The sequence below is a fragment of the Halorubrum laminariae genome, from assembly GCF_024494655.1.
In the GTDB taxonomy this organism is placed as follows: domain Archaea; phylum Halobacteriota; class Halobacteria; order Halobacteriales; family Haloferacaceae; genus Halorubrum; species Halorubrum laminariae.
Window position 1 is genome coordinate 319,132 of the sequence record NZ_JANHDL010000003.1, and the last position, 26,016, is coordinate 345,147.

Below are 26,016 nucleotides of genomic sequence, written 5' to 3' on the forward strand. Positions count from 1 at the left end.
TTATACCATTAGTTAATATACTCTGGGATCGGCGGTTCGGCGTCTCCGATCGGGGGCGCAGGTGCGACACGCTTAACCCCGAAACCCGTCGATCGGAGGGTAATGAGTACAGACGCGGCAGGCGACGCGGCCGCCGGAGAAGAGTCCGGCAGCGAGGAGGGCTCCGACGGCGAGCCGGAGGCGTTCGTCCGGACCTGCGAGCACCTCGTCGACCGGATCCTCGCGGGCGAGATCGACCGCGACGATCTGGAGTCCGCCAAGCTCGACGCCTGCTCGGAGTTCTCCTCCCCGAAGGTGCCGAAGAACACCGAGATACTGGACCACGCGCCGTCGGAGGCCCGCGACGACGTGATCGAGGTCGTCCGGCGGAAGCCGGTCCGGACCGCCTCCGGCGTCTCGCCCGTGGCGATCATGACCTCGCCGAAGCTGTGCCCGCACGGGAAGTGCCTCTACTGCCCCGGCGGGCCGGCCTCGGAGTTCTCCTCCGCGCAGTCGTACACCGGCCATGAGCCCGCCGCCGCGCGCGGCGAGCAGAACGACTACGACCCGTACGGACAGGTCACCCTCCGGCTCGAACAGCTCCGCAAGATCGGCCACCCCGTCGACAAGGTCGAACTCATCCTGATGGGCGGGACGATGACGGCGCGCTCACACGACTATCAGGAGTGGTTCGTCAAGCGCGCGCTGCAGGCGATGAACGACTACGACCTCGACAAAGAGCCGGATCCCGCCGAGGGTGAGTCGTTCGCGCCTGACCCCGAGGAGGTCGAGTTCGAGTATCTGGAGGACGTGATCGCCGAAAACGAGACGAACGCGATCCGTAACATCGGAACGACCTTCGAGACGAAGCCCGACTGGTGTGACCCCGAGCAGATCGACCGCATGCTCGATCTCGGCGGGACCAAAGTCGAGGTGGGCGTCCAGACCACCTACGAGCGGATCAACCGCGAGATGCACCGCGGCCACGGCAACGAGGCGAGCCGCAACGCCAACCGCCGGCTGCGCGACGCCGCGTTCAAGGTCGGATTCCACATGATGCCGGGGCAGCCGGGGATGACGCGAGAGATGTGTCTGGAGGACTTCCGCCAGCTGTTCGACGACCCGGCGTGGCGGCCCGACTACCTGAAGATCTACCCGACGCTCGTCGTCGAGGGGACCCGCGTGTACGACCGCTGGCGGCGCGACGACTTCGACCCGCTCTCGAACGAGGAGGCCGCGGATCTGGTCGCCGACGTGATGGACCTCATTCCCAAGTACACCCGCCTCCAGCGCGTCCAGCGCGACATCCCGGCCGATTTCATCGAGGGAGGCGTCTGGAAATCGAACCTCCGACAACTCGCGAGCCAGCGCGCAGAAGAGAGGGGGATCGTCCAGCAGGACATCCGCGCCCGCGAGGTCGGCCACAACGACGCGGACCCGGACCCGGACGACGTCGAACTCGACGTCACGACCTACGGGGCCGGCGGCGGCACGGAGCACTTCATCTCCTTCGAGGATCCCGTCCGCGACCTGCTGGTCGGTTTCTGCCGGCTGCGGTTCCCGTCGTTCGCGCCCGACCAGCCCGGCGCGCCCGGCACGGAGAGCGACCCGATCCGCCGCGAACTCGAAGACGCCGCCCTGATCCGCGAGCTGCACGTGTACGGCGGCGAGGTCGCCATCGGCGGCGACGGCGACTGGCAGCACAAGGGGTACGGGAAGCGCCTGCTCGAACGCGCCGAGGATATCGCTCGCGACGCCGGCTACCGTAAGCTCGCGATCATCTCCGGGATCGGTGCGCGCGAGTACTACCGGAACAAACTTGGCTACCACCAAGACGGCCCGTACGTCTCGAAGCGACTGTGAGGACCGAGCCGGGTCGCCGTCCGATATCGCCCGGTATTATCCGAACTCGACCGCTCGATCACGTATGGACGACGGCTGGATCTCCGAAGAAGACTGGCGGACGATCGTGGCGAACGTCCCGATCGTCTCGGTCGACCTAGTGATCAGACGCGACGGCGGCGTGCTGCTCGGTCGGCGAACGAACGAGCCCGCGAAGGGATACTGGTTCGTGCCGGGCGGACGCGTGCAGAAGGGCGAGACGCGTCGCGAGGCAGTCCGCCGGGTTGCACGCGAGGAACTCGGCGTCGGCGTCGAGATCGTCGAGTCACTGGGGGCATTCGAGCATCGGTACGAGACTGCCAACGTACCGGGTGTTGATACGAAGCACTACCTCGCGAACGGATACGTCGTCGATATCGTCGACGGTGACCTAGATCCGGACGATCAACACGACGGGTTCCGCGTGTTCCGGTCGCCGCCGGAGCCGTGCCACGAGTACGTTCGGGCGTACGTCGAGGCAGCATCGGCCGTGGAGGCGTGGACCGCGTAGTTACACGAGAATCCGATAGTGGCCTGATCTGTTTTCAGTAGGTTGTCGATCTCGAAGTCGCCAAAGTGACGTGGCGTCCCCGTCACTGGCACGTCGAACGCATCGAACACCGCATTCAGAGCGGTTTCGAGAACACCGCCCGCATCGCTTTTGCGCTTATTCCCCGCGCGGCGCTCGTACTCTTGGACGACGGCTGACACGAGGCGAGACCGGTCCCGTTCGCTGATGTCCTCGGTCTCGTCGAGGAGCTGTGTCACGTACGGAACGAGCGCCATGTTCTGGCCTCCCGCCTGCAGTCGAGTGCCGGCGTCGTCAACGGCTTCCAGCGCATGATAGCACTTTTCGGGCTGGTAGGCCGTCTCGTCTTCGTTGATCAGAGTTGCCTCGACGACACCAACGACGCTCTCCTCGTCGAAGTCAGGAGCCGAACTCAGCACCTCGGTCCTTTTGACGACCGGCCTACAGGCCCGCTGGAAGTCTCGTACGTCTTCCCTATTGTCGATTCGGACGAGGATCTGTTTGACGAGTTCCTCGGTCTGTGCATAGCGTTTCGTCCGCCGACCGTTGTAATACTCGTTGACGGCACCGAGGATGCCGTTTCGAATCGTTTCGCGAAGGGTTTCCAGATCCGCGTTTTCCACGAGTTGCGTTTCTAGACGACAACCGAGTATCAACACGGCATCCGGCTCGCTAACCGCAAATCCGCTATACTTCGCAGCCCCAAGATCGCGGAGGAACCAGTAGATATTGTTTTGTTCCGTCGAAGCGGATGACTCAGATTCTTCCGACACATGAGCGTCTTTCGAGGCGGAGCCCCCGGCCTCAAGGAGCGAGGGCTTCCGACGCCGAGTCGGAAGTACGACGCGAGTAGGCCGGGGAGGAAGCCGACACGGTGGGAGACAACCGTTAAGTTGCACCCGCCCGTACTGCCAGATAGTGCTGTGCGGGCACAAGTCTCGCGCAGTACGGGCCGCAGTAGCCCGGCCCCAAATGGTGGGTTTGTCGACCCCGAAGGGCGTCCGGTAGGCGGGGCGCACAAGACGCCCCTCGCGCCAACCGAGGGCGAGAACCACATCAAAGCCCCACACTCAACGAGTGAACCCGTCAGGGTGAGCGAAGTAGGGTGGGGTCGGTTACTGGACAGTATCGTTTGAAATCACATTACAAGTTACCTACGAGATAGTTACAGGATCACCATCTGTTCTCGCGCTTTGACACAGCTAATCGGACGAAAAATACAAACAGAAGACTTCTATCTGTTATTAATGGAGCGGGCCGGGCGCGATTTGAACACGCGACCGACGGATTAAGAGTCCGTCGCTCTCCCTAACTGAGCTACCGGCCCTCATCGAAGGGTATCGCAGTCGCGGTAAAAGGCCTTTTCATTCGCCGATGCACAACCAGATCGCTCTCCGACAGATTCGGACTGCCGTGGATAGTGGCGACTCTCGCGTTCACGGGTCTGCCAGCCGCAGCGAGACGTTCGCGGCGGCCGGCGCGTCGTGAGAGAGAACGCACTCGTTAAGTGTCGTCCCGCGGAACAACCGCCAATGAGTGGGGCATCCGGATCGGCGCGGACGCGGTACGCCATCCTCGGCTGTGGAAGCGTCGGGCACGCCGTCGCGGAGGAACTCACGGGTCGCGGCAAGGACGTGCTCATCCTCGACCGGGACGAGAGCCGCGTCGAGGCGCTCCGTGATCAGGACCTCAACGCCCGGGTACAGGACATCGCCGAGCCCGACGTGACCGAGGAACTGGCCGACCGCGACATCGTGTTGATCCTCGCCAGCGATGTCGAGGCCAACAAGGCGGCGGTCTCGGCGATTCGAGATACCGGCGGCGACCACTACGTGGTCGTTCGGGCGTCCGATCCGGTGAGCGAAGACGAACTCCGCGATCGCGGCGCTGACGTGGTGATCAACCCCTCGACGGTGATCGCCGACAGTGCGCTCCAGTCGCTCGAAACCGGAGAGCTAGAGTATATGGCTCGTCAGCTGGCAGAGATTGTCGAGTCGGGGGACGGGCGGATGGCGATATTAACCCACGACAACCCGGAGCCGGACTCGATCGCGTCGGCGACCGCGCTGCAGGCCATTGCGGACGCGTTCGGCGTCGAGGCCGATATTCTCTACTCCGGTGATGTCGGCCACCAAGAGAACCGAGCGTTCGTCAATCTCCTCGGGATCGACCTCGTGGCGCGGTCGGAGGCCCCAGCGCTTTCGGAGTACGGGACTATCGCCGCGGTTGACCTCGCGAAGTCCGCGGACGACGGGTTCGACTTTGATACCGAGATCGACATCTACATCGACCACCTAGAGGCCGACGTGCCCTTCGACGCACGGTTCGTCGACGTGCGCACGAACGTCTCCTCGACGTCGACAATCCTCACGAAGTATCTCCAAGAGTTCGATCAGTCACCGACGGAGGCGGTCGCGACCGCGCTGTTGTACGGAATTCGCGCCGAGACGCTCGATTTTAAGCGAGACACGACGCCCGCAGACCTGACGGCGGCGGCGTATCTCCACCCGTTCGCGAACCACGACACGCTCGAACAGGTGGAGTCGCCGTCGATGAGTCCGGAGACGCTAGACGTGCTCGCCGAGGCGATCCAGAACCGGGAGGTACAGGGAAGCCACCTGTTCTCGACCGCGGGATTCATCCGAGATCGTGAGGCGCTCGCGCAGGCCGCCCAACATCTCCTCAACCTAGAGGGGATCACGACTACGGCCGTGTTGGGGATCGCCGACGACACGATCTACCTCGCGGCCCGCTCGAAGGACATCCGCCTGAACATCGGAAACGTCCTCGACGAGGCGTTCTCGGAGATGGGCGACGCCGCCGGCCACTCGACGCAGGGGTCACTGGAGATACCGCTCGGGATATTCACGGGAATCGACGCAAGCGGCGACAACCGCGACACGCTGCTCGAACTCACCGAGGAGGCCGTCCGCCGGAAGCTGTTCGACACGCTCGGCGTCGAGGGCGGGAGCAACGAGAGCAGTAACGGCTCGTAGGGCACGGTCTCACAGAGCCGGCTCCCACGTGGAGCAGCTACCTCGGAGTGCGGCGGATAGGTTTTGCCCGTCCAGCCCGGACAGAGACACGCGAATCGACGCCACCATGCACGTCCCAGCGGATCCGCCCGCCGTCTGTCCCGCCTGCGGTGACCCCTACGAGTCGGTATCGCGTCACGGCGACGGATTCGTCGTCAATCGTCTCGACAACGATCGGCACCGACGGGTGTGTTTCGATCCGGTTGACAGAGACGGGAGTCCAGCGTTCGACTCTTATCACCACATGCATGATCAAGCAGACGAGATCGCGAAGGAGAGAGCGGACGCCGAGCTCCCTTAGAACCCGTCACCGTCGGTGATCGAGGTGTACGCGCCGATCAGCGCGCCGGAGAGGTCGACACCAGAAAGCGTCGCGCCCTCGTCAATCACGGAGTTTCGGATCGTCGAGTCCGTGATCGTTGCGTCCGGGAAGACCACCGCGCGGTCGAGCGTCGAGTCAGTGACCGTCGCGCCGTCCATCACGTGGACCACGTCGCCGATCTCGGTGTTCTCGACCGTCGCTCCGTCGGCGACGAGGCTCCCGTTGTCGAGTGCGTACGCGACCGCGTCGAGGTAGCTGTCGGCGGTCCCGATGTCGAACCACGCGCCGTCGAAGGTGAACGCGTGGACCGAGCCGCGTTCTTGGAGCCACTGGAGGAACCATCCGGGCTCGTCCGGGTTGTTCCCGTCTTCGAGGTACGTCGAGAGGTCGGGGAGCGTCTCGGCCGGGAACGCGTAGCAGGCGATGGAGACGAGTGTCGTTTTCGGATCGTCGGGTTTCTCTTGGAAGTTGATCACCTCGTCGCCGTCGAGGTCGACGAGACCGTACGACTTCGCGCGCTCGCGGTCGCCGACGTCGTAGGCGGCCAGCGTCGGCGTTCTCTTCTCCTCGAAGAAGGTAGCGAACTCGCCCAGATCGAAGCTGATCAGGTTGTCGCCGGCGACGACGATCAGGTCGTCGTCGACGCCCTCGCGCTCGACGAGCTGTTCGAGCGCGCCCACGACACCGAACTTCTCGTCTTCCTCAACGGTCTCTTCGACCGAGAGTGTCGGTTTCTCGAAGGGACTGTCGTCGAGGTACTCCACAAACGTATCAGCGAATCGTTCGTTCGTCGAGACGAACACCTCATCGACGCGGTCGTCGGCCTCTAAGTCCGCGAATATCTCGTCGATGACGGTGTTTTCTCCGACCGGAAGGAACATCTTCGGTCGGTCATGGGTGATGGGCCAGAGTCTGGTCGCGTATCCCCCCGCGAGTACGACGGCTTTCATGCGGAGACACTCTCACCGAAGCGGCATACTTCTTGTGCTACTGTCACCACTCGGAAACACGACGATACCCGTCGTACCGACGCGTTTGCGAACGCGATCGGTCAGTCGCTCAACCGGTCGGTGTCGATGGCAACGCCGGGCGGAGTAACGACGAGGAATCCGCGGAAGTGCATCAGTTCGCCGCCCATGTCCTTGACGTCGCGGGCGAATCCGGCTGCGAGTTCGTTGAGATCGCCGTCGACGGTCAACACGAGCGTGTTTCCGTAGTCGACGCTGCGGATCCACTCGTCGGGATCGGTAGTCCCGTCGAGGACGCCGAGGACGACGTCGCCGCTTGCCGCGAACGCCTCGTCCATCTTCTCTTCGGCGTCTCGGAGATCGAGATCCCAGTCGCTCATACTACAGCGTCACGAGGCGACGGCAAAAACGTTCGGACCGGTCGCAGTGCGGGTACTTCGGACGGTCGCATTCTGATAAAATCGGCCGGATCGCGGTGTGGTTAAGTGCGTTCCGAACGGATCCAACGCATGGAGTATACGCGGCGGTCCTTGCTCACGAGTGCTGTGGCTACCGGTGTCGTCGGTGCGGCCGGCTGTCTTGGTGCCGATGGCGGTAGCGGAAGCGGCGGCAACGACGACTCCGGTGCCTCCCTCGAAACCGGGACGTACGACTGCGATCTGACAGAGCCCACTGACCCGGATCTAGAGTACCGTCCCACACTCGGCGATCCGGAAGCAGACGTCCTCGTGCAGGCGTTCGAGGATTTCACGTGTCCCCACTGTGCGAGCTACAAGCTTGACGAGTTCCCGACGATCCGCGAGGAGTACCTCGCGCCGGGGGACGTGCGGTACGAACACTGGGATTTTCCCATCCCAGTCAACGAGACGTGGGCGGTCCCCGTCGCGAGCGCGGCCCGCGGCGTCGGAGCGCGCAACGGCGACGAGGCCTTTTTTGCCTTCTCGACGGCAGTCTACGAGTCACAGGGGAACTACAGCGGCGAGGCGATCGGCGCGGCCGCCGAGGCCGCGGGCGGGGACCCCTGTGCGGCCATCGCCGACGCGGAGTTCGCCGCCTACGAGGAGGCGTCGATGAGCGACCGAAGCGAGGGCGAGTCGATCGGCCTCTCCGGCACGCCGGCTATCTTCGTGAACGGCGACCCCGTCGAGGGGTACAGCGCAGACGCCATCGCGACGGCCATCGAGTCGGCCCTCTCTAACTGAACTGTTTCTGTCGACCACTCTGGTCTCGTCGGCTCCGGACGCATCGTTTCGTCTGGCCGACCGGCTTTCCGATCCTTCTCACCGATCGGCACCGCTCATTTCGCTCGTCGCGATTCGGTCGCGTATGGCACCCGTCGTTGCGGCGTCGTGACGGGCACTACGGTGGCGCTCGTCGAACGCAGAGCGCGCGCTCGCTGCGGCTTCCGCGTCGACGGCGAACGCCAGATCGTCGTACGCCACGTCCCAGAGGACCAGCGGTTCCGGTGGTGCCGGCCCGACGCCGAGTTCGCCGGGCACAGGCTCGTCGTCGAGCAGGCGGTCGGCGTACGCGGTATCGGCGGTGCCCCGGCCTATCGTTCGGGCTGCGGCGACGAGTCGACGAACGAACGCCCGCGGGAACCCGCCGGCCGATATCTCGATGACGAGCAGATCATCTTTCCGGGTCGCCGTCACCTCGAGGTCGCGAACGGTCCCGCTCTCGTCGCTCGTCAGGTTGTGAAAGTCGTGTTCGCCCGAGAACCGCGCGAGCGCATCTGCGACGCGCTCGTCGTTGATACTCTCGGCCGGCGCGTAGAGGTGGTATCGGTAGGTCCGCCGAACCGCGTGGTGAGTCGCGTGGAATCCGTCGGGTGCGTCGGCAGCGGCCCACACCCGAACCGATCCGGGGAGATGGCCGTTGAACGCTCGCGGAGTAAGCCACTCCGGGGCCCTGAAGGCCACCGTCTGTGCCACCGCGGAGACGCCGGCGTCCGTCCGTCCGGCGGCGGCGTACCCCGGCGGCGTCGCGTGGGTCGCTCCGTCGCCGCGGTCGAGGATCTCGTGTTTCGCGAGCGCCCGCAACAGGGTCCCTTCGACCGTCGTCGCGTGGGGCTGTCGCTGAAATCCCGCGTACTCGCGACCGTCGTACGCGACTCTGAACGCGCGTGTCCGACCTGCGGTCTCCGGCTCGTCAGCCGTGTGTGCGGTCTCCGACGCGGTAGTCTCGTGTGTGGTCTCCGACGCGTTGGTCACGCCGCGTCGTCCGCCGGTCCGGCCTGCGACTCGTCCGATTCGCGGATCGGAACGGTGACCACCGGCACCGGCGAAAGCCGGACCACTTTCTCCGTGACGCTTCCCAAGAGCACGCGCTGAAGCCCCGTTCGGGTGTGGCTCGGCATCACGACGAGGTCGGCACCGCTGTCGTTGATAGCGTTCTCGATCACGTCGATCGGCTCGCCGCGAACGACGTTTCCGACGACCTCGACGCCGGCCGCCTCAAGTTCTCCCGTGACTTCTTCGACGCGCGTTTCTGCGGCGTCTTCGACGCGCTCTGCGAACGCGCCGGCTTGCGGCCCTCGAAGCGTCTGTGCCACAGTATCGATGGCGCTCACGACGTGGACGGTCGCGTCGTAGCGTTCGGCGAGGCTCGACGCGTGGGGGATCGCACTGTTCGCCTTGCCGCCGGGCGCGACGGGAAGCAAGATGGTGTCGTACATGTGTCAGGGTCGTCGCGCCGGACGCAAAACGATACCGGCCGTGTTCGGTGCTCGACTACGCGGATGTCACTCGCAAACACGGTCCGACGGAACAATCTAATAAATATCAGATTAATAGAGGATACCTAAAATATTCATAAAAAATATGTTTATGATATTCGAAAATGCATATCCGCGTGGCTCTGGGAGTGAGTGTCGCACACAGTTGGTGTTGGAATTCATAAGCGGGCGAGCGGTGTTGCCGGTGAGCGGTGTTGCCGGTGAGCGGTGTTGCCGGCAACCGTTTATATATCGTTGCTGGCGCAGTGATCGGCTCTCATGTCTTGGCTGCTTATTTATATGTGATAGACGGCGTGGTAGACACGTTCAACGCCCCGACCGCTCCGCACCGTGGCCTCACACCTCCCCAGCCTCTCTGCTCGCACCTTATAAAGGTGCTCGCGGCGTCCCTCGCGGGCTCCTCGCGGCCTGCCGGCCGCTCGGAGGCGCGCCACCGCACGGTTTTTATAAGCCGTCGCCAGCGGCCGTCTGCAATGCCTACTCCAGCAGTCGATCGAGAACTGGCCTTCGGCGGCCGACGATTTCACGCCGTCTCCGTCTGCTACGGATGTTCCGATAGCACTGTACCCGCTATCTCGGCTGCAATTACAGTCGGTACGACTGGGACAGCCGTGTCACATCGGATCCGAGTTTAAGTGACACCGGCCTATATTATAGAAAATAGTATATGAATTTATTTGTGATATATCAGTTTCCGATCCTCTCGATGCCCCGATACGCACAGGAGTGCCCGAACTGCTCGGACGAATCTCGGTATCGTTTCATTATCACGGTACTCGATGCATATCGGCCCAAACTGACGATCCCGACTCAAACCAAAGCATCTCGGTTAGTACGTATCGGGCGCTATCCGGATTTGGATCGGCGGTACACACCGATCGACCGCACGATTTGTTACACCGCTATTTTTGTAAAGGTGGAGAGCAAAGAGGAGGCATGACTGATACGTCGTCGCGGCCGAACAGCAAGGTCGCGCGGGTGATTGAGGCGTACGATCTAGACGGGTTGGGCGCGGCGTTGGAACGTCGATGGACCGGAGCGGACGGGGACCGGACGAGCCTCCGGGACCTCGCGGACGTGTTCAACCGCCGCGTCTTGGCGGCAGCGATGCGCGAGGCAGACCACTCGGCGGTTGAAAGCGACGTCGAGAGCGCCTACGCGGCGCTGACGGACGAAGAGACGGGGAGCGCAGATCGAATGCGCAAACGGCGCGATCTGGAACAGGCTGGCATCGATGTCGACGCCGTCCTCAGTGATTTCGTTACACACCAGGCCGTCCACACGTATCTCACGAGCTACCGCGAGGCGGAACTCCCCGACCGGTCCGAGGGACGCGTCGATCGGAAACTGGAGACGCTGGAGCGCCTGCAGGGACGGACCGCCGCAGTCACGGAGTCGACCGTGAAATCGCTCGTCGAGGCAGGTGAACTGACCGATCACGACTACGAACTGCTGGTCGACGTGCGCGCGATCTGTTCGGACTGCGGGGCCGACTACGCCGTCAGCGATCTACTTCGCTCGGGCGGTTGTGACTGCGGCGAATCGTAGGAGTATCGTCGGCTATCGGTGTGCCGGATCGTGATTTAAAAATTACATAACAATTATATCAGTCGCACTGATACCACTCGTGTAATGGAGCCGACGATGCTTTCGGAGTCGTCCGTCCGCGTTCACGCCAGTAACGTGGGGGGAATAGACGAGACTGAAGTTGAGATCGAGCCGGGTGTGACGGTCCTCAGCGGCCGTAACGCCACCAATCGAACGTCGTTCCTGCAGGCGCTCATGGCCGGGCTCGGCAGTACCCGACCGTCGCTGAAGGGCGATGCGGCGGAGGGACGTGTCGAACTCACGGTCGGCGAGGAGACGTACACGCGGACGCTCACCCGACGCGGCGACACGGTCGCGTTCGGCGGCGATCCGTATCTCGACGACCCGGAGCTCGCTGACCTGTTCGCGTTCCTTCTCGAGAACAACGAGTCGCGGCGCGCCGTCGCCCGCGGCGACGACCTCCGCGAGATAATCATGCGACCGGTCGATACCGACCAGATCGAAGCGGAGATACGGGAGCTGGAGGCCGAAAAAGACAATATCGACGAACAGATCGCGGATCTGGACCAGCTCGAATCCACTCTCCCAGATCTGGAGACGAGACGGGCGGAGATCGTCGACGAACTCGAAGAGGCCCGCGCGGATCTCGCGGACGCGCAGGCGGCGATCGACGAACTGGACGCAGACCTCGAAGAGAGCCGCTCTCGAAAAGAGGAGTTGGAAGCGGCATTCCAGCGCGTCCGCGAGGCCCGTTCCGAGGTCGAGGATCTCGCGTTCGAGATCGAGACCGAAGAGTCCACGCTGGCAGAACTCCGTTCCGAACGTGACGACTTGGAAGTGACCCTCGAAGAGTCGGATCCTGTCGAGGAGGACCCGGAGCGGCTCGACGGTCGTCTCACCGAACTTCGCGAGCGGAAGCGCGCGCTCGACGAGACGCTGAATGAGCTCGGAAGCGTGATCAGCTTCAACGAAGAGATGCTGGAGGGTGACGGGCTCGATGTCGCCTTCGAACGCCGTTCGAACGGTGACTCCCCCGACTCGGAGTCAGAGTCCGTCACGGACGAACTGCTCGACTCCGACGAGGTCGTGTGTTGGACCTGCGGCTCAGAGGTCGAACGCGACCGGATCGGCGACACCGTCGGAGCGCTCCGAGATCTCCGAAGCGACAAGCTGGAGGAACGAAACGACGTTCGGGACCGCATCTCGGAACTAACCTCGAAGCGGTCGGCCCTCAGAGAACGACGACGCGAGCGACAGCGGGCCGAGGAGCGCCTTGATGCGGTCGAAACGGAGATCGAGGAGGTGGAAGACCGGATCGATTCGCTCGAAGCCGAGCGTGAGGACGCCGAAGCCCGCGTGCAAGAGCGTGAGGCGGAGACGGAGGACGTGGGGGCCGGCGAGTACGACGAGGTGATAGAGCGGCACCGCGAGGCCAACGAGCTGGAACTGCGCGTCGATCGGCTGGAGTCGGACTTGGCGGACGTCGACGACGAGATCGAAGAGACCGAAGCGAAGCTCGACGAGCGCGAGACGCTCAGCGAGCGGCGCGACGCGGTGGCCGACGATCTGACCGATCTCCGCACGCGCGTGGACCGGATCGAGGCCGACGCCGTCGACGCGTTCAACGAGCACATGGCCGCGGTGTTGGACGTGCTCGGGTACGACAACATCGACCGGATTTGGATCGAGCGCCGCGAGGCGGAGGTTCGGGAGGGACGCCGCAAGGTCTCGCGGGCACGCTTCGACCTCCACGTCGTGCGCTCTGGTGACGACGGGAGCGCCTACCGCGACACCGTCGACCACCTCTCCGAGAGCGAGCGCGAGGTGACAGGGCTCGTCTTCGCGCTGGCGGGGTACCTCGTCCACGACGTGTACGAGACGCTGCCGTTCATGGTGTTAGACTCGCTTGAGGCGATCGACTCGGACCGAATCGCCGCGATGGTGGAGTATCTGCGCGAGTACGCCGGCTATCTCGTCGTCGCCCTGTTGCCCGAGGACGCGGCCGCTATCTCGGGCGACCACCACACGGTCGAGTCGATCTGACCGCCGATCCCTCAGTGGCTCACTCGTACCGCTTCGGGTCGATCCCGGATAACCGCAATGCGTTGCCCGTGACGCCGAGGCTCATTCCCATGTCCCCGACGACGACTGCCATGGCGACGCTCACGAGCCCGAGGGGCACCCCGAGCGCCAACAGGAACTTCACGGCGAGGCTGGCCCAGATGTTTTGCCGAATGACGCCGTTCGCGGAATGCGAGAGCGCGTAGAGGTACGGGAGTTTTCCCACGTCGTCGCCCATCAGCGCGATGTCAGCCGTTTCGAGCGCGGTGTCGGTGCCGGCTGCGCCCATCGCGACGGCGACGTCGGCCGTCGCCATCGCCGGCGCGTCGTTGATCCCGTCGCCGACCATCGCGACCGACCCGTACTCTGCCTGCAGCGCCTCGACCGCCTCGACTTTGTCCGCCGGTAACAGCCCCGCGCGGTACTCGTCGATACCCGTCTGCTCTGCGACCGCCCTCGCGGTTCCCTCGTTGTCGCCAGTCAGCATGACGACGCGGTCGACGCCGAGGTCGCGCAGCCGCGAGACGACGCCGGCCGCGTCCGGCCGCACGTCGTCTGCGACGGCGATGGCACCGAGGAGCGCGGAGTCGGTCCCGACGAGGATCACCGTCTTGCCCGCTCGCTCCAGTGCGTCGATAGTCTCCGCGTCGAGCGTTCCGGTGTTGTCGGCGCTACCGACCGGCTCTTTCACCTCACCGCTGTCGGCCGCGTTCCCGGTCATCTCGCCGCCGTCGGTCGCCGCGCGGTCGCTAGTGGAGTCAAACGTGAGGTCGAATCCGAGCTCTTCGAACAGCGCCGGCTTGCCGGCGTAGTACGTCTTGCCGTCGACGACGGCGCGCACACCCTTGCCAGTCAGGCTCTCGAACTCGGTGGTTTCCGGTTGAGTCTCTCCTGTAGTTCCCGTGGTGTCGGCCGTGCCGGCCGCGTCGCCCGCGTCGTCGACAGCGGATTCGGCGTGCGCGAGGACCGCCGCGGCGATCGGGTGCTCACTGCGACGCTCGACGGCGGCGGCGTACCGGAGGAGGGTCGACGCGTCGGTCCCGTCGACGGGGACGATGTCGGTGACCGCGAGTTCGCCGCGCGTGAGCGTTCCCGTCTTGTCGAAGGCGACGACATCGACGTTTCCCATGGCCTCCAGGTGGTTGCCGCCCTTGATCAGGACGCCGTTCTTCGCGGCGCTCGTGATCCCGGAGACGACGGAGACGGGCGTCGAGATGACGAACGCGCAGGGGCAGGCGATGACGAGCAGGGTGAGACCGCGGACGAACCAAGTGCCCCAGTCACCGACGAACGTGACACCGTATCCCGCTATCTCGACCGCCACTGGGTCGGCGATGAAAAGCGGTGGGAGCGCGGCCGTCGCGATCGCGAGGACGACGACGACCGGGGTGTAGTATCCCGCGAAGCGGTCGACGAAGCGCTCCGTCTCCGTGCGCTTCGCCTGTGCACCCTGTACCATCTCGATGATCCGCGCGAGCGTCGAGTCGCCGGCGACCGAGGTGACCTCGATTTCGAGGTATCCCTCCGCGGCGATGCTGCCGGCGAACACCTCGTCGCCGGGCGTCCTGTCGACAGGAACGCTCTCGCCCGTGATCGGCGACTGGTCGACGGCGCTTTCGCCCTCGATGACCGTCCCGTCGAGCGGGATCTTCTCGCCCGGCCGGACGGTCACGATCTCGCCGACTGCGACCTCGCTCGCGGGCACGGTGACCGCTTCGCCCTCACGGCGGACGGTGGCCTCGTCCGGCGACAGCTCCATCAGTTCGCGCAGCGAGTCGCGGGCGCGGTCCATCGCGTAATCCTCCAACAACTCCGCGACGCTGAACAGGACCGCGAGCGTCGCAGCCTCGACAAAGTACCCGATGCCGCTTGCCGCGACGATGGCCGTCCCCATCAGCAAGTCGATGTCGAGGCTGCGGTTGCGCGCGGAGTAGTATCCGTCGCGGATCACCGGTACGCCGCTGGCCGCGACCGCGCCGAGAAACAGCGCGTCCGCGACCGTGACTGTCGCGCCGAGGACGCTCGCCACCGCGGCGTTCTGGCCGGTCAAGACGAACTCGAACGCGAGACCGAGCACGACGAGGGCGGCCCCGACCCACGTCTTCTTCGCGCGCGTGCTCGTCCAAACCTCGGTGGGCGGTGCGACGGCGACGCCGCCCGAATCGGCGGCGTCGACGCCGGGAGAATCCCTCTCGCCGTCGGCGTTCGCGCCGTCGCTCCCTCCGGCGCGCTCGGCTGCCCCTCGCCGGCCGCCGCTCACCTCGTAGCCCGCGGCCTCTATCGCGGCGACCACGGCGGCCTCGTCGGTACGGTCGGCGTCGTAGGTGACCGCGGCGGTTCCGGTCGTCGGATTGAGGTCGACGTTCACGACGCCGTCGACGCGCCCGAGGCTGCTGTCGACCTTCCGCGCGCACGAGGGGCAGTCCATCTCCGGGATGGCGAGCCGAGCGGTCAGCTCTCGCCGCCCCCCCGTATCGGCGTCCGTGCCGTCCGCGTCCGGGTGGCCTTCGTGCCCGCGGTCCGCGTCCGAGTCGTCTGTCATTACCCGACGGTACGAGCGGCGCTGTGGTAAGTCTTGGTTGGAATATTCCAACCCGCGGTACCGGGCCTATCGGTACATCTCGGCGGCCGCGTCCGTTAGTCGCTCGTCCGCGACGTATCGCTTCGCCAGGTGCTCTTCGGCGCGACGGAGCCGGTACGTGAGCGTCGAGCGCGGGACGCTGAGATGATCGGCGAGGCCGCCCACGTCGGTCTCGCGCGGCGTCTCGTAGTAGCCGTGCTCGACGGCGGCGCGGAGCGCCGCCTCCTGTTCGGGTGAGAGACCGGAGACATCGCCGCGGGCGGTGGCAGCGTCCCCGGCATCGGCCGCCGACGTGTCCCCGGTCTTTAGCAGTTCCGTACGGGCGCAGTCGCCAACCGCCGCGCGGATTGCGTCGAAGAACGCGCTCACGTCGCCCGTTCCCGGGTGGATGAGCCGCCACGTGTAGTGTCGACCCTCGTGGCGCGTCTCGAAGAGGACGCCCTCGCCGAGGTGCTCGCGAGCGATGTGGGGGACCGATGCACAGCGCGGCGTGCGCTCCCAGTCGGAGTACAACACGAGGGTGTCGCCGTCGCGGTCGAGCACGCGCGTGGTCTGGGTCGCGCCGCAGTCATCGGTCGCGAGGCAGTCGGCGTAGTAGTCGGCGTCGCGAAAGGCCGCCTCCAGATCGTCGAGCGCCGCCCGCGTGCCGGTCGCGTGGTCCACCCGCCAGAGCCGGTCCGCGGTGGCGTGAAGAGAGAGCGACCGGACCCGCGCGTCGGGGTGCTCGGCGAGCGCGTCGGCCACCCGATTGCACCCGGGACGGTACTCCAGCGCGAAGACGAGTTCTCGCATACGCGACCTACGGTTCCCACTAGCATAATACGTGTCGGCAAACACCTGCGGGCGCGTTCTTCACGACGATACGCTCCGCGATAACGAGTTCGGCTATGCGAAACCGCGTCGGCACCGGGGAAACTCCGGAGCGACGCCGAAACGACGCCCGGCCAATTCCAGCCCGACGACGGAACGACACCGAGTGATTCCGTCCTCACAACCCTTATTAGCCGTCTCGCGCGTAGTACGGGCCATGAAGGGGGCAAAAACGAAGTCGGTCCGGGCGACGGGGACCTCGATGCGGATACTGGCCGCCATCGCCGACGAGGAGGGAGGCCTCCCCATGGCGGATCTGGTCGACCGGTTGGACTTGGCCAAGAGCACGGTGTACAAACACCTGATCACGCTCGAAGAGCACGGACTCGTGGTCAACCACGAGACCGGCTACCGACTCGGTCTTCGCTGTCTGGAGTTCGGCGGAACCGCTCGACAGTACGACGGCGTGTTCGACGTGGCAAAACCCGAACTGGACAAGCTGGCCGAATCGACCGGCGAACTGGCGAACCTGATGTTCGAAGAACAGGGCAAGGGCGTCTACGTCTACACCGCTCGCGGCGACCAAGCGATCAACCTCGACAGCCGGCTCGGTCAGCGCGCGTCCCTTCACACGACGGCGCTCGGCAAGGCGCTTCTGGCCAGCCTCGACGACGACCACGTCGACGAGATCATCGATCGGCACGGGCTCCCTGCCCGCACCGACGAGACGATCACCACGCGTTCCGGACTGTTCGAGGAACTCACACAGATACGCAGCGAGGGGTTCGCGTACAACGAGGAGGAGCGGCTCGGCGGCGTCGGCTGCGTCGGAACGCCGCTCGACACGGGCGACCGCCGCAACGCCGCGATCAGCATCATGACGCCGATCAGTCGCCTGCGACCCGACGACACGCGGCGCGAGTACACCGAGATACTCAACCAGACGGCGAACGTCATCGAAGTGACCCTCGCACACGGGCAGTGACGCCCGTCCAGATTACAATTACAAAGGTAGTAATGTAAGATACTCCGCCGGGCAGCGGCGATATAGTTCGCCTATACGAAACCTTGAGGGAACCGTTCCCGCGCGAACAGTCATCGACTCACAGTCACGCCGGGTGAACGATCAGTGTAACTCACACGCTGCCGTTGAGAACGTGGATTCGGCAGATCGGAGAGGCCGATCACGATTGTCGATACGACGAGGCGTACGAAAAGTAGCGCGGCGACGGCGGCCCGCTAGCGGCGTGCGTTGGCAGTTTAGTTCGCAATGACGAAACCAGTCGAGGGATCAGGCGACGCGGTTCCGCAGCGTCTCGCCCGTCTGGTATCGATCGATGTTTTCGCTGACGAGGTCGGCGATGTCGAGGTGGTAGCGGTTGGTGGCGGACCCCTTGTGCGGCGAGATGATCACTTCCTCGAAGTCCCAGAGGGGAGAGTCGTCCGGGAGCGGTTCAGTCTCGAACACGTCGAGGCCGGCACCCGCGATGGCGTCTTGATCCAGCGCGTCGACGAGCGCATCCTCGTCGACGATGGGTCCGCGGGCGACGTTGACGAGGTAGGCGTCGTCGCGCAGCACGTCGAACTCCTCGTCGCTGATCAGTCCCTCGGTCTCGGGCGTGTGCGGGAGCGCGAGCGCGACGAACCGGGCGTCGGCGATCGCCTCGTGGAGGTCCGCGGGGTCGAAGATTTCCGAGACGCCCGGCACGGGCTCGTCGGAGCGACGGACGCCCACCACGTCCATGCCGAGTGCGTCGGCCCGCTTCGCGATCCCCTGTCCGATGGTGCCGAGGCCGACGACGCAGAGCCGCTCGTTCTCCACGGTGAAGGGGCGCTCGTAGTCCGGAGTGTACCAGTTCCCCTCATTCTGGTTGTCTCGGTACACATGTAAGAGCCGCGCGAGCGACACCATGTAGCCGATCGCGATCTCGCTGACCGTGGTGTCGTGGATCCCGGTGCTGTTCGTGAGAGGGACGCCAGCGGCCTCGTACGCCTCGGTGTCGAACTCGTCGTACCCCGCGCGGATGCAGTGAACCCATCCTGCATCGAGAAACTCCGGCCGCGGGACGTACGTGGCGACGGCGTCGGTCTCGCCGAACGACTCCCCGTCGCCGACCAAGTCGACGGATACGTCGAGGCCGTCGAACGCCTCGACGAACGCTTCGGGCGGGATGACGTTCTCGACTGATTCGTGGACGTACAGATGATCGAGTCGTTCTCGCTCTGGCATGAAGACAACGTCGTCACAATGGGTTATCAGTCCTTCGGGAGCCGGCAAACGTGCGTGATACTAGGTACCACTCACCGTCGGAACGGCCACGACAGATACTTTTATATCCTCCCGTGTCGCAGTTCGGAGTATCCGCAAGAGAGACTAGTGATGAACGTAACTGAAGCAATTGCACACGCGCTGAAAGAGGAAGGAGTAGAGTACGTATTTGGTTTCCCGAGCAACCCGCTGTTCGACACCGGGGCCGCAGAAGAGGCCGGACTGCGAACGATCATTACCCGCCAAGAACGGACGGCGGTCCACATGGCCGACGCGATCGGACGGCTCACGTCCGGCGACGAGGTCGTCGCGTTCGCCTGCCAGCACGGGCCGGGAACCGAGAACTCCATCGGGGGCGTCGCACAGGCATACGGCGAGTCCGCACCGCTCGTGGCCATCCCGGCGGGGTACGACCGAGCCAAGACGGACGTGGATCCGAAATTCAACTCGCTCGTGACCTACCAGAGTGTGAGCAAGACCTGCGAGCAGCTCACCGACCCCGACGCGATCGGCGAGACGTTCCGCCGAGCGTTCTCCGCGGCGCGAAACGGTCGTCCGCGCCCCGCAGTCGTCGAAGTCCCGAAAGACGTGTTCTGGGAGGACGCGCCCGAGGACTTCGAGTACATCCCGTCGACCGCCAACCGGGCCGGCGTCGACCCCGAATCCGTCCCCCCCGTCGCCGACGCGCTCGTCGACGCGGAGAACCCGGTTATCTTCGCCGGGCAGGGCGTCCACTACGCCAAGGCGTGGGACGAACTGAAGGAGCTCGCCGAGACGCTCGAAGCCCCCGTCGCGACGAGCCTGAACGGCAAGAGCGCCTTCCCGGAGAGCCATCCGCTGTCGCTCGGCGCGGGAAGCAAGAGTGAACCCGGCCAGCTCGCCCACTTCCTCGACGAGTGCGACGTGCTGTTCGGCGTCGGCTGCAGCTTCACCGAGACGGCCTACGGAATCACCGTCCCGGAGGGGAAACGAGTCATCCACTCAACGCTCGACCCCACCGACATCGACAAGGACGTCGACTCGGAGCTCGCGCTGGTGGGCGACGCGCAGGTCGTCCTCGACGCCGTCGTCGACGCGGTCGAAGAGCGAGTCGACGACGACCGCGGCCGCTTCGACGACGTCGCCGACGAGATCGCGTCGGTCAAGGCCGACTGGCTCGACGAGTGGGAGGGGAAGCTCACGTCCGATGAGACGCCGATCAACCCGTACCGCGTGATCCACGAGATCACGAACGTCGTCGACGAGTCGGAGACTATCATCACGGCCGACGCCGGCAACCCGCGCGACTTCCTCGCGCCCTTCTACGAGACGGACGAGCCGCTCTCGTACATCGGGTGGGGGAAGACGACGCAGCTCGGCTACGGGCTCGGTCTCGCGATCGGCGCGAAGGTCCAGTTCCCGGAGAAGCTCTGTATCAACATCATGGGCGACGGTGCCATCGGGATGACCGGCCTGGACTTCGAGACGGCCGCTCGCGAGGACGCGCCGATCCTCACCATCCACCTGAACAACTACGAGATGGCGAGCTACGACACGCCCTTTAGCGGCGACTTCGCCGATGTCGGCAAGGCCCTCGGCGGCTACGGCGAGCGCGTCGAGGATCCCGAGGAGGTCGCGCCGGCGCTCGAACGCGCCATCGAGAAGACCGAGGAGGGGACGCCCGCGCTGCTCGAGATCATCACCGCGAAAGAGACCGAACTCTCGCGCCCCGACCTCGAGTAACCTGCGCTAGACAGCCGCCGAATCCGCGGCGGCCACGTACTTGGAATTTTGTATCATTCTCCGCTCGCGAGCGGTCGTGCCCACCAATCCCCATAAATATATAAGCCGGTCTGACAACATGTCGGTATGACTCTAGAGGACGACTCACTGGAGTATCACGAGGCCGATCCGCCGGGAAAAATCGAGATCGCGACCACGAAACCGACGAACACGCAGCGTGACCTCTCGCTCGCGTACTCGCCCGGCGTAGCGGGGCCGTGTCGGAAGATCGCGGAGTCGCCGGAGAAGGCGTACGACTACACCGCGAAGGGGAACCTCGTCGGTGTCGTCTCGAACGGGTCGGCGGTGCTCGGACTCGGAGACATCGGTGCCACGGCGTCGAAGCCCGTCATGGAGGGAAAAGGCGTGCTGTTCAAGCGGTTCGCTGACGTCGACGTGTTCGACGTGGAACTCGACATCGACGACACCGACGCCTTCTGTGAGGCCGTCGCCGCGATGGAGCCGACCTTCGGCGGGATCAACCTCGAAGACATCAAGGCACCCGAGTGCTTCCAGATCGAAGACCGACTCCAAGACGAGATGGACATTCCCGTGTTCCACGACGACCAGCACGGAACCGCCATCATCAACGGATCCGGGCTCATCAACGCGGCCGAGATCGTCGACAAGGACCTCGGCGACATGAAGATCGTGTTCTCCGGGGCCGGCGCATCGGCGCTCGCAACCGCACACTTCTACATCTCGTTGGGAGTCGACCCCGACAACATCGTGCTCTGTGACTCGACGGGCATCATCACCGAGGAGCGCGCCGAGGCCGGCGACATCAACGAGTACAAACAGGCCTTCGCTCGGGATATCGAGGGCGGCGATCTCGCCGACGCAATGGAAGACGCGGACGTGCTCGTCGGGCTCTCAGCCGGCGGCATCGTCTCGCAGGACATGGTCCGATCGATGGCTGAGAATCCGATCATCTTCGCGATGGCGAATCCCACCCCCGAGATCGGCTACGAGGAGGGGAAAAACGCCCGCGACGACACGGTGATCATGGCCACGGGCCGCTCGGACTACCCGAACCAGGTGAACAACGTCCTCGGGTTCCCGTTCATCTTCCGCGGCGCACTCGACGTGCGCGCCTCGGAGATCAACGAGGAGATGAAAGTCGCCTGCGCGGAGGCGCTCGCGGAACTCGCCCGCCAAGACGTTCCCGACGCGGTGTTGAAGGCGTATGGTGACGAGCCGCTCCAGTTCGGCCCCGAGTACATCCTGCCGAAGCCCGTCGACCCGCGCGTCCTCTTCGAGGTCGCGCCGGCGGTCGCCGAGGCGGCGATGGAGTCCGGTGCGGCGCGAGAAGAGGTCGATCTGGACGAGTATCGCGACGCCCTAGAGGCGCGCGTGGGCAAGTCCCGCGAGATGATGCGGATCGTCTTCAACAAGGCCAAACAGGACCCGAAGCGCATCGCGCTCGCGGAGGGCGAAGACGAGAAGATGATCCGCGCGGCCTACCAACTCTCCGAGCAGGGGATCGCAGAGCCCGTACTGTTGGGCGATCAGGACGCGATCACGGCCACAATAGACGAGCTTGGCCTCGACTACGAGCCGGCGGTTAACGACCCGACGACGGCGGAGTACGACGCGTACGCGGACCGACTGCACGAACTCCGCAAGCGCAAGGGGATCACCCGGAGTGAGGCGGGCGAACTGGTCCGGACCAGCACCAACTACCTCGGCAGTGTGATGGTCGACCAGAACGACGCGGACGCCCTGTTGACGGGCCTGACACACCACTACCCCTCGGCGCTTCGCCCGCCGCTACAGGTCATCGGGACCGCAGACGACGCCGAGTACGTCTCCGGCGTCTACATGCTGACGATCGGGAACCGCGTCGTGTTCTTCGCGGACGTCACCGTCAACCGCGACACCGACGCCGACGTGCTCGCCGAGACGACGCGACACACCGCGGAACTGGCCCGGCAGTTCAACGTCGAGCCGCGCGCGGCGCTACTCTCGTACTCCAACTTCGGGAGCGTCGAGGGCGAAGAGACACAGGCACCGCGGGACGCCGCGGCCATGCTCCGTGCGGACTCCGCGGTCGACTTCCCGGTCGACGGCGAGATGCAGGCGGACACGGCGCTCGTCGAGGAGATGCTCACCGACACCTACGAGTTCTCCGACCTCGACGAGCCTGCGAACGTCCTCGTGTTCCCGAACCTCGAATCCGGGAACATCGGGTACAAGCTGCTCCAGCGGCTCGGCGACGCCGAGGCGATCGGTCCGATGCTCGTCGGCATGGACGAGCCGGTCCACGTGCTCCAGCGCGGCGACGAGGTGAAAGATATCGTCAACCTCGCCGCCGTCGCCGTCGTCGACGCTCAGGAGCGCGAGTAATCGGCGCTCGCGGATCCACCGGTTCCGGATCTCGGATCGCGATATCCCTTTCGTCGCGGCTGGAGTGCTCGTGTCGGTCTGCCTGGTGCTCGCCGTCGACACGTGGAACTGTCTCGTCTGTCGCGGCGGTCGGTCACGCTATCGGTGTCTGTTGACGCGTAACATTCATACCTCCACCACACCGAGAGACGATAATACGACCGAGATACAGATGGCTTCCAAGAACACACCTCCCGATCCATCCACAGATCCGCGAACGAACTACGACTACCGCAGCGAAGACGGCACTGACCCGGGGCTCGTCTCGGCCCTTGACGGGCTCGTCGAGGGCGACGTACGCTTCGACGAATACTCGAAACAGATGTACGCCACGGACGCCTCGGCGTACGAAGTGACGCCCATCGGGGTCGTGTACCCGACCTCGACCGCCGACGTGGCGGCCGTAATTGAGTACTGCGCCGGTGAGGAGATCCCCGTGTTGCCCCGCGGCGGTGGGACGAGCCTCGCCGGCCAGTCGGTCAACGAGGCGGTCGTCCTGGATTTCACCCGGTACATGACCGACATCCTCGATGTCGATCCCGACGGCCGCCGGGCCCGAGCGATGACCGGGATCACGCTCGGCGAACTCAACCGCACGCTCGAACCGCACGATCTGAAGTTCGCTCCCGACCCGTCGACCGCGGACCGGAGCGCGCTCGGCGGCGCGATCGGGAACAACACGACCGGCGCGCACTCGCTGAAGTACGGGAAGACCGACGCCTACGTCGAGGAGGTCGAGGCCGTGCTGGCTGACGGGAGCGTCGAGACGTTCGGCGAGATCGCGGTGTCGGAACTGCGCGAGGGTGCAGACCCCGACGGCGAACTGCTCGAACGGATCTACGCCGAAGTCGTCCGGATCCTCGACGAGGAGGCCGACGAGATCGACGACCGGTACCCGGACCTCAAGCGGAACGTCTCGGGGTACAACCTCGACGTGCTCGTTGAGGAGTCCGAGTCCGGGACGGTGAACCTCGCAAAGCTTCTCGTCGGCAGCGAGGGGACGCTCGCCATCGTCACCGAGGCAGAGGTGAGCTTGGAGCCGATCCCGGAGACGAAGGGGGTCGGCCTCCTCACCTATCATAACCTGCTCGACGCGATGGAGGACGTCGGGCCGATCCTCGAACACGACGCGGCCGCGGTCGAGGTGCTCGACGGCGTGCTCGTCGACCTCGCGCGGGATCTGGAGGAGTTCAAAGACGTCATCGGCATGTTGCCCGACGAGACGGACACGTTCCTCTTGGTCGAGTTCTACGCCGACGACGACGAGGAGGCCAAACAGCAGGTCGACGATCTGCTCGACGACCGCGTCGGCGATCTGGCGTTCGACGGGATGACGGCGTACGACGAGGAGACGCAAAAGAAGTTCTGGAAGATGCGGAAGGCCTCGACGCCGATCCTGCTCTCGCGGACCGGTGACGACAAGCACATCGCGTTCATCGAGGATCTCGCGATCCCGCCGGAGCACCTGCCCGAGTACACGAGAGAGTTCAAGAAGATCTTCGAGGACCACGACACGTTCGGGAGCTTCTACGCGCACGCCGGACCGGGATGCATGCACGTCCGGCCGCTCATCAACACGAAGACGGCCGAGGGGACGGAAACCATGGAATCCATCTCCGACGCCGCGACCGATCTGGCCGTGCGCCTCGGTGGGTCGGTGTCAGGCGAACACGGTGACGGCCGCGCGCGGACCCAGTGGAACCGGAAGCTGTACGGCGACCGGCTCTGGCACGTGTTCCGGAACCTGAAGACCGCCTTCGACCCCGACTGGCTGCTGAATCCCGGAACCGTCTGCGGAGACCACGACATGACCGAGAACCTCCGGTTCGGCGAAGAGTACGAGTTCGACGCCGGGTTCGAACCCGCCTTAGAGTGGGAAAACGAGAACGGGTTCCAAGGAATGGCCGAGCTCTGTCACGGCTGCGGCGGGTGCCGCACGAGCCAAGACGGAGACGGCGGCGTGATGTGCCCGACCTACCGCGCCTCGCAGGAAGAGATTACGAGCACGCGTGGCCGTGCGAACCTCCTCCGGCAGGCGATGAGCGGCGACCTCGACGACGACGAGCAGTTCGACACGGAGTTCATGCACGAGGTGCTCGACCTCTGTGTCGGCTGTAAGGGCTGTTCGATCGACTGCCCGAGCGAGGTGGATATGGCGAAGATGAAAGTCGAGGTCGAGAACGCCCATCACGAGAAACACGGCGCGGACCTCCGCTCGAAGCTGTTCGCCAACGTCGAGACGCTCTCGAAACTGGGGAGTGCGACCGCACCGCTCTCGAATCTCGGGACGAAGATTCCGGGGGCACGCGCGGTCATGGAGAAGACGATCGGGATCGCCAAGGAACGCTCGCTCCCGACGTTCCATCGCGAGACGTTCGTCGACTGGTGGACGGCCCGCGGCGGGTCGACGGTGAGCGAGGCGGCCGCGGAGCGCCGCGTCGTTCTCGTACCCGACACGGTCACGAACTACAACAACCCCGACGCCGGCAAGGCCGCGGTGCGAGTGCTCGAAGCCGCGGGTGTCCACGTCGAGGTCGCCGAGGACATCGCCGACAGCGGCCGGCCAGCCCACTCGAAGGGGCTGTTGACCAAGGCGCGCGAAACCGCAGAAGCCAACGTCGAAGCCCTAGCACCGCGCGTCGCGGATGGCCGCGACGTGGTCGTCGTCGAGCCCTCCGACGCCGTCATGTTCCAGTCCGACTACCTCGACCTCCTCTCCTCTGACGACGCGGCCAGCGTCGCGGACAACACCTACGGCGTGTTGGAGTACGTCGACGTGCACCGGCTCGACGAGTCGCTCGACGCTGACGGCGGCGCGGAGCGGCTCACGTACCACGGTCACTGTCACCAGAAGTCCGTGAAGAAGGACCACCACGCGGTCGGGGTGCTCCGCCGAACCGGGTTCCGGGTCGACCCGCTCGATACGAGCTGCTGCGGGATGGCGGGGACGTTCGGCTACGAGGCCGAACACTACTCGATGAGTCAGGCGATCGGGTCGATGCTGTTCGACCGGATCGACGACAGCGACGGCGAGAGCGTCGTCGCGCCCGGCGCGTCCTGCCGGACGCAGATCGGCGACGAGTACGACGAAAAACCGCCGCACCCGATCGAGAAGCTCGCCGACTCGCTCGCGTAGGACGCGAGCGGGGT

At 65.0% G+C, this 26,016-nt stretch carries 18 protein-coding genes, 1 tRNA gene and 1 pseudogene; 11 read left to right on the forward strand and 9 right to left on the reverse strand.

Annotation, left to right across the window (positions count from 1 at the left end):
- The first annotated feature begins 102 nt into the window (after positions 1-102).
- A complete protein-coding gene (locus tag NO887_RS07685; protein ID WP_256417879.1) occupies positions 103-1,842 on the forward strand; it encodes a tRNA uridine(34) 5-carboxymethylaminomethyl modification radical SAM/GNAT enzyme Elp3 in 1,740 nt (579 codons plus the stop codon).
- Between the two features lie 64 nt (positions 1,843-1,906).
- Positions 1,907-2,371: an NUDIX domain-containing protein gene (locus NO887_RS07690; protein WP_256417880.1), complete on the forward strand. Its 465-nt coding sequence runs from the start codon at positions 1,907-1,909 to the stop codon at positions 2,369-2,371.
- On the opposite strand, the gene NO887_RS07695 is transcribed toward NO887_RS07690, so the two are convergent.
- Both NO887_RS07695 and NO887_RS07700 read right to left on the reverse strand, forming a co-directional pair.
- On the reverse strand, positions 2,266-3,012 hold the full coding sequence (locus tag NO887_RS07695) for a hypothetical protein (RefSeq protein WP_256417881.1): 747 nt from the start codon (positions 3,010-3,012) through the stop codon (positions 2,266-2,268). The genes NO887_RS07690 and NO887_RS07695 overlap by 106 nt on opposite strands.
- Positions 3,013-3,642: 630 nt before the next feature.
- Positions 3,643-3,716, reverse strand: a tRNA-Lys gene (locus NO887_RS07700).
- Positions 3,717-3,921: 205 nt separating this feature from the next.
- On the opposite strand from NO887_RS07700, the gene NO887_RS07705 reads away from it, so the two are divergent.
- On the forward strand, positions 3,922-5,385 hold the full coding sequence (locus tag NO887_RS07705) for a DHH family phosphoesterase (protein WP_256417882.1): 1,464 nt from the start codon (positions 3,922-3,924) through the stop codon (positions 5,383-5,385).
- A 106-nt stretch (positions 5,386-5,491) separates the two neighbouring features.
- Positions 5,492-5,725 (forward strand): DUF8145 family protein, encoded by a 234-nt coding sequence (locus NO887_RS07710; protein WP_256417883.1) that lies wholly within the window; start codon positions 5,492-5,494, stop codon positions 5,723-5,725.
- Here NO887_RS07710 and NO887_RS07715 read toward each other — a convergent pair.
- Both NO887_RS07715 and NO887_RS07720 read right to left on the reverse strand, forming a co-directional pair.
- Entirely contained in the window at positions 5,722-6,696 is a 975-nt protein-coding gene (locus NO887_RS07715) for a nucleotidyltransferase family protein (RefSeq protein WP_256417884.1), read from the reverse strand. The genes NO887_RS07710 and NO887_RS07715 overlap by 4 nt on opposite strands.
- Before the next feature lie 104 nt (positions 6,697-6,800).
- Positions 6,801-7,094, reverse strand: a pseudogene (locus NO887_RS07720) (DUF5779 family protein); the annotation flags it as partial.
- 129 nt (positions 7,095-7,223) lie between these two features.
- On the opposite strand from NO887_RS07720, the gene NO887_RS07725 reads away from it, so the two are divergent.
- A complete protein-coding gene (locus NO887_RS07725) occupies positions 7,224-7,916 on the forward strand; it encodes a DsbA family protein (protein WP_256417885.1) in 693 nt (230 codons plus the stop codon).
- Between the two features lie 78 nt (positions 7,917-7,994).
- On the opposite strand, the gene truA is transcribed toward NO887_RS07725, so the two are convergent.
- Together truA and NO887_RS07735 are read right to left on the reverse strand one after the other, a co-directional pair.
- The gene (truA, locus tag NO887_RS07730; RefSeq protein WP_256417886.1) at positions 7,995-8,927 is read right to left on the reverse strand and encodes a tRNA pseudouridine(38-40) synthase TruA; all 933 of its coding nucleotides are present in this window, start codon (positions 8,925-8,927) and stop codon (positions 7,995-7,997) included.
- On the reverse strand, positions 8,924-9,391 hold the full coding sequence (locus NO887_RS07735) for a universal stress protein (protein ID WP_256417887.1): 468 nt from the start codon (positions 9,389-9,391) through the stop codon (positions 8,924-8,926). Before NO887_RS07735 ends, truA begins: the two co-directional genes overlap by 4 nt.
- 996 nt (positions 9,392-10,387) lie before the next feature.
- Between NO887_RS07735 and rdfA the strand changes: the two genes are divergently transcribed.
- Both rdfA and NO887_RS07745 read left to right on the forward strand, forming a co-directional pair.
- Positions 10,388-10,999 (forward strand): rod-determining factor RdfA, encoded by a 612-nt coding sequence (gene rdfA, locus NO887_RS07740; RefSeq protein ID WP_256417888.1) that lies wholly within the window; start codon positions 10,388-10,390, stop codon positions 10,997-10,999.
- An 84-nt stretch (positions 11,000-11,083) separates the two neighbouring features.
- Complete coding sequence (locus tag NO887_RS07745; protein ID WP_256417889.1) at positions 11,084-13,042, forward strand: archaea-specific SMC-related protein; 1,959 nt, start codon at positions 11,084-11,086, stop codon at positions 13,040-13,042.
- 19 nt (positions 13,043-13,061) lie between these two features.
- Here NO887_RS07745 and NO887_RS07750 read toward each other — a convergent pair whose 3' ends face one another.
- Positions 13,062-15,602: a heavy metal translocating P-type ATPase gene (locus tag NO887_RS07750; protein WP_256417890.1), complete on the reverse strand. Its 2,541-nt coding sequence runs from the start codon at positions 15,600-15,602 to the stop codon at positions 13,062-13,064.
- 66 nt (positions 15,603-15,668) lie between these two features.
- Positions 15,669-16,433 carry a helix-turn-helix domain-containing protein gene (locus NO887_RS07755; RefSeq protein ID WP_256417891.1) on the reverse strand — a complete coding sequence of 255 codons (765 nt, stop codon included), beginning with the start codon at positions 16,431-16,433 and terminating at the stop codon, positions 15,669-15,671.
- Between the two features lie 235 nt (positions 16,434-16,668).
- Between NO887_RS07755 and NO887_RS07760 the strand changes: the two genes are divergently transcribed.
- Positions 16,669-17,436, forward strand: coding sequence for an IclR family transcriptional regulator (locus tag NO887_RS07760; protein WP_256417892.1), 768 nt, complete (start codon positions 16,669-16,671; stop codon positions 17,434-17,436).
- A 306-nt stretch (positions 17,437-17,742) separates the two neighbouring features.
- On the opposite strand, the gene ddh is transcribed toward NO887_RS07760, so the two are convergent.
- Complete coding sequence (gene ddh / locus NO887_RS07765) at positions 17,743-18,681, reverse strand: D-2-hydroxyacid dehydrogenase (protein WP_256417893.1); 939 nt, start codon at positions 18,679-18,681, stop codon at positions 17,743-17,745.
- Positions 18,682-18,699: 18 nt separating this feature from the next.
- Between ddh and NO887_RS07770 the strand changes: the two genes are divergently transcribed.
- The 3 genes from NO887_RS07770 to NO887_RS07780 all read left to right on the forward strand — a co-directional run bounded on the left by NO887_RS07770 (position 18,700) and on the right by NO887_RS07780 (position 26,002).
- Positions 18,700-20,442 carry a thiamine pyrophosphate-requiring protein gene (locus NO887_RS07770; RefSeq protein WP_256418017.1) on the forward strand — a complete coding sequence of 581 codons (1,743 nt, stop codon included), beginning with the start codon at positions 18,700-18,702 and terminating at the stop codon, positions 20,440-20,442.
- Between the two features lie 126 nt (positions 20,443-20,568).
- Positions 20,569-22,827: an NADP-dependent malic enzyme gene (locus NO887_RS07775; protein WP_256417894.1), complete on the forward strand. Its 2,259-nt coding sequence runs from the start codon at positions 20,569-20,571 to the stop codon at positions 22,825-22,827.
- 211 nt (positions 22,828-23,038) lie between these two features.
- A complete protein-coding gene (locus tag NO887_RS07780; RefSeq protein WP_256417895.1) occupies positions 23,039-26,002 on the forward strand; it encodes an FAD-binding and (Fe-S)-binding domain-containing protein in 2,964 nt (987 codons plus the stop codon).
- The last annotated feature ends 14 nt before the right edge of the window (positions 26,003-26,016 follow it).

Coding starts and splice junctions, on each gene's coding strand:
- NO887_RS07685 (WP_256417879.1), top strand. CDS start 103: ATGAGTACAGACGCGGCAGGCGACGCGGCCGCCGGAGAAGAGTCCGGC.
- NO887_RS07690 (WP_256417880.1), top strand. CDS start 1,907: ATGGACGACGGCTGGATCTCCGAAGAAGACTGGCGGACGATCGTGGCG.
- NO887_RS07705 (WP_256417882.1), top strand. CDS start 3,922: ATGAGTGGGGCATCCGGATCGGCGCGGACGCGGTACGCCATCCTCGGC.
- NO887_RS07710 (WP_256417883.1), top strand. CDS start 5,492: ATGCACGTCCCAGCGGATCCGCCCGCCGTCTGTCCCGCCTGCGGTGAC.
- NO887_RS07715 (WP_256417884.1), bottom strand. CDS start 6,696: ATGAAAGCCGTCGTACTCGCGGGGGGATACGCGACCAGACTCTGGCCC.
- NO887_RS07725 (WP_256417885.1), top strand. CDS start 7,224: ATGGAGTATACGCGGCGGTCCTTGCTCACGAGTGCTGTGGCTACCGGT.
- NO887_RS07735 (WP_256417887.1), bottom strand. CDS start 9,391: ATGTACGACACCATCTTGCTTCCCGTCGCGCCCGGCGGCAAGGCGAAC.
- rdfA (WP_256417888.1), top strand. CDS start 10,388: ATGACTGATACGTCGTCGCGGCCGAACAGCAAGGTCGCGCGGGTGATT.
- NO887_RS07745 (WP_256417889.1), top strand. CDS start 11,084: ATGGAGCCGACGATGCTTTCGGAGTCGTCCGTCCGCGTTCACGCCAGT.
- NO887_RS07750 (WP_256417890.1), bottom strand. CDS start 15,602: ATGACAGACGACTCGGACGCGGACCGCGGGCACGAAGGCCACCCGGAC.
- NO887_RS07755 (WP_256417891.1), bottom strand. CDS start 16,433: ATGCGAGAACTCGTCTTCGCGCTGGAGTACCGTCCCGGGTGCAATCGG.
- NO887_RS07760 (WP_256417892.1), top strand. CDS start 16,669: ATGAAGGGGGCAAAAACGAAGTCGGTCCGGGCGACGGGGACCTCGATG.
- ddh (WP_256417893.1), bottom strand. CDS start 18,681: ATGCCAGAGCGAGAACGACTCGATCATCTGTACGTCCACGAATCAGTC.
- NO887_RS07770 (WP_256418017.1), top strand. CDS start 18,700: ATGGGTTATCAGTCCTTCGGGAGCCGGCAAACGTGCGTGATACTAGGT.
- NO887_RS07775 (WP_256417894.1), top strand. CDS start 20,569: ATGACTCTAGAGGACGACTCACTGGAGTATCACGAGGCCGATCCGCCG.
- NO887_RS07780 (WP_256417895.1), top strand. CDS start 23,039: ATGGCTTCCAAGAACACACCTCCCGATCCATCCACAGATCCGCGAACG.